Here is a 3,835-nt window from a genome sequence, read left to right as displayed (position 1 = left end):
CCGTTCCGGCAGGTCACGCCACTGCACACCGGTCCGAACCCGGTGCAGAATCCCGTTGATCACCTGCCGATGGTCCCGCCACCGGCCACAGCGCCAGGTGCGGCCTTCGAAGTGGTCCAGGCCCAGGCCGTGCTTCATCTCGCGGTAGTCGTGTTCGATGCGCCAGCGGATCTTGGCCAGGCGTACGAGTTGGCGGACCGCGGTCTCGGGCGGCAGGCTGCTCAGCCAGTACTCGGTGGGCGCGCTCGCGTCCGGTGGCCATTCGGCCAGGAGGGTCTCGGTCGGCAGGACGCCGTCCCAGGAGGCACTTCCGCCCGCGTCGGCGGCGGCGAGCGCCCGGGGGATCTTCCCTGCGGGCCGTACCTGCAGGACACGGAACCTTGAGCGCATCGCCCCGCGGCTGCCCTGGCGCCAGGTGACCTGCCGAAACGCCCGGCGGCCGCCCGCGGCGGCGAGCTCGTGCAGGACGACGGAATCCGTGCGGTAGCGGGGCAGTGTCCTGCGGCCGGTGCCACCGTAGGCGGGAGTCTCGGGCTGCGCGTCGTGGCGGTGTGCGGTCTCGTCCCCGCGCACCGCCACGATGTAGTCCAGATCCCGCGAGCGCAGGGCGTGGCGGAAGGCCGCCGACTGGCCGTAGCCCGCGTCGGCGACCACGACCTGCGGGGCGAGCTCCCAGGAGATCAACTCTTCGAGAGCGTCGATGGCCAGCCGCCACTTCTCGATGTGCCCGACCTCCGGCGGCAGGCCGGTGCGTCGCCGGCGCACATCGTCGCGGTCGTCCCAGTCCGGCGGTACGAACAGCCGCCAGGACAACGGGCTGGAAGCCTTGTCGGTGACGGCGTGGACGCTCACACCGACCTGGCAGAGCGAGCGCTTGCCCAGCGCGCCGCAGTACTGCCGCGAAGCGGCCACCGACTGGTCCCCGGCTTTCGGGAACGAGGTGTCGTCGATCACCCACGCCTCCGGCGCGAGGGCGGAGGTCATCTTCCCAGCGATCTGCCGCAGCACCGGCGTGTGGTCCCACGGCGACTGGCTGACGAACTGCTGCAACGCCTGCATGTTCCCGTCCGGCAGCCGCTCGGCCATCGGCTGGATCGACTTGCGCCGCCCGTCCAGCATCAGCCCGCGCAGATAACAATCCCCCTGCCGGCGTTGGTCCTTGCGCGCCAGGGACGCGAACACCTCTGCCACGAACGCGCCGAGGTGTTCACGGAGCCGCTCCACCTCACCTAGATCCACAGGCCGCAGCATGCACCACCGCAACCGCCAAGATCAAATCAACCTAACGAAGTACTACTAGCAGTCCACTGCCGACCTATGTGGCCGGCCTCCGTCCCTGCGGGCTCGAGGTCCACCAGCCCGAACCGGTGGACCGCCGAGGGGATTATCTGCATCTGTCAAATGCGACTGCTGGTCAGAGGCTCACAGCTCAAGCGGGCATATCAGGCACGTTCCTCGCCGTGACAGGTGTCGATGGGGGGTCGCGTGCGGCAGTGGCGGATCGAAAGAAGGGCGGTTGGGGGACCTGCTGAACCGCCAGCAGGCGGGGAAGACTGCGGATACACGTCGGTGGATGGAGAGGGGGCGGTGTCCGTGGCCGCGGCCAGCAGCACGGACTCGGCGCTCAAGCGGGCCCGGGTAGCGCGGAACATGACGCTGGAGGAGGCCGCAGACGCGCTCAACGCGATCACCGGCGGGGCTGCGGACGCGAGCCTGATGAGCGCCTGGGAGTCCGGGCGGCGCCGCACCGGTAAGCGGAACCGGGCCGGTCTCTGCCAGCTGTACCGTGAGCGGCCCGAAGTGCTGTTTGCGCACCAGGACGGCGCCGCCGCGAGCGTGCTGGAGAGCTCCGGCACGGCCGTGGTCGTCAAGGTGCTCACCCGCTGGACGGACTTGGTCGAAGCGATGGTCGATGTCGTCGGCGGAGCTCGTGAGCAGCTGATGGTCACCGGCAGCCGGTCGCGGGAGAAGGCGTATCTGGCGGCGATCGAGACGGTCGTGGCCCAGCGCCCCGATCTGATCCATTACCGGGTGCTGTACGGACCACCCCGGCATCGGGAGCTCGCCGATCACCTGACGCGGCTGCTGGAGCTACGCGATCCAGCCGCGCGCCGGAACGGCGTCAAGACGCTGCACATGGGGATGGTGGAGCCGTCCGAGGCGCTGGAACGCTTCTTCGTCGCCTCCGAGACCGCCGCGGTGGTGCCACTGCCGTCGTTCCATGGGGCGGAGGGGTTCGACTGCGGCGTTTTGCTCAGTCGCGAGGCGGCGGTGGGTCTGGTCCACCATGGGCGGGAGGCGTGCGCGTCCGCGCGACCGGTGGAGACGATCGAGGCCGTCCGCGCGCTGCCGGTACGGCACAACTGAGGGGCGAGGGAGAAGCGTGATCGAGAACCTTCAGCAGGCCGAGAGCCGTACGGCATCCATGGTGGAGCTGGCTCGGGAGCTGATCCGGCGGCCGAGCCGGGGCGGGATCGACGACTACGGCCCGGTCCTGGGTGTGCTGGAGGACTGGCTCGCCGCCCGGTTCCTGCCACACCGCCGCTTGCACGACGGCGCCGGTGAGCTGGTGGGTCTGCTGGTGGAGATCCCCGGCGGCCGTCCGGGCTCATGGTGGACCCTGGACGCGTGCGTGGACACCGCTCCGTACGGGGACGAGACCGCCTGGTCCTTCCCGCCCGCGTCCGGGGACGTGGCGGACGGCTGGCTGCTCGGCCGAGGGGCTGCGGACTCCAAGCTCGCTGCGGCGATGTTCTGCCACATCGCCGCCGACCTCGCGCCCCACGCCGAGACCCTGTGCGGCGGAATCGCCGTGCTCCTGGATGTCGACGAGCACACCGGCGGCTTCGGCGGCGCCCGCGCCTTCTCCGAACTAAGACCGTGTCCTATGTGGTGAGTCGGACGAGTCGTTTGTAGCAGCAGAGGGTGGCGGCGAGGCCGAGGAAGGCCAGGTAGTTGCGGGGGTGGCGTTCGTAGCGGTGGTTGAGTCTGCGGTAGCCGGTCAGCCAGGACATCGTCCGTTCGATGACCCACCTTCGGCGTCCGAGCCGTTCGCTGGATTCGATTCCCTTGCGGGCGATGCGGACGCCGATACGTTTTCCGCGGAGTCATCTGCGCAGTTCAGGGATGTCGTATGCCTTGTCGGCGTGGAGCTTGCCGGGTTTGAGGTTCCAGCCGCGGTGAGGGTCGTGTCTCGATTGGAGACCGGCCACCATGGGCTTCAGGGCTTGGCTGTCGTGGGTGTTGGCGGCGGAGACGCCGACGACCAGGGGCAGCCCGTTCGCGTCCGACAGGACGTGCATCTTGGAACCCGGTTTGCCCCGGTCCACGGGGCACGGTCCTGTGAGTCCGCCCCTTTTTTGGCCCGCACGTGGGCGGAGTCGAGGACCACGCGGGTCACGTCGAGCAGGCCGCACTCGTCGATGCGGTCGAGCACCGCCTCGTGCAGCCGGCCCCAGAAACCGGCTCTGGACCAGATCGCGAAGCGCCGGTGGGCAGTTGACTTCGAGACCCCGAAGCACGGCGGCAGAGCCCGCCAGGCACACCCGCTCACCAGCACGTAGACGATCGCGGCGAACAGCGTCTCATCAGGGGTGTCCTGCGTCCCGCCGCCCTGCGGGCGCACCTTCGACGGTGGGATCAACGGCTTCGCGATCTCCCACAGCCCGTCCGGAACAATCCAACTCCACGTATCCCGCCCCATGAACAGCCCAACGAGCGACCACCACATAGGACACGGTCTAATACTGCAACGACACTCCGTGACTCGATGCGGTCTTCGTCGTTGGTCGCTTCGTGGTGGACGAGATAACTGACGGCTGGTCAGATGTGTTCG

At 69.0% G+C, this 3,835-nt stretch carries 2 protein-coding genes and 2 pseudogenes; 2 read left to right on the top strand and 2 right to left on the bottom strand.

Going from position 1 to position 3,835, the window contains the following annotated elements:
- The coding region (locus AB0E67_RS36210) for an IS701 family transposase (RefSeq protein WP_362035082.1) at positions 1–1,239 on the bottom strand (1,239 nt) is incomplete at its 3' end.
- Between the two features lie 348 nt (positions 1,240–1,587).
- Between AB0E67_RS36210 and AB0E67_RS36205 the strand changes: the two genes are divergently transcribed.
- A complete protein-coding gene (locus AB0E67_RS36205) occupies positions 1,588–2,367 on the top strand; it encodes an XRE family transcriptional regulator (RefSeq protein ID WP_362035080.1) in 780 nt (259 codons plus the stop codon).
- Positions 2,368–2,383: 16 nt separating this feature from the next.
- Positions 2,384–2,866 (top strand): annotated as a pseudogene (locus AB0E67_RS36200) (M20/M25/M40 family metallo-hydrolase); the annotation flags it as partial.
- Positions 2,867–2,885: 19 nt separating this feature from the next.
- Here AB0E67_RS36200 and AB0E67_RS36195 read toward each other — a convergent pair.
- Positions 2,886–3,703, bottom strand: a pseudogene (locus AB0E67_RS36195) (IS5 family transposase).
- Positions 3,704–3,835 lie beyond the last annotated feature (132 nt).

The organism is Streptomyces sp. NPDC032161, from assembly GCF_040636995.1.
Taxonomy (GTDB): domain Bacteria; phylum Actinomycetota; class Actinomycetes; order Streptomycetales; family Streptomycetaceae; genus Streptomyces.
The sequence above is the reverse complement of the archived record's forward strand: the minus strand, read 5'-3'. Positions and strand labels throughout refer to the sequence as shown.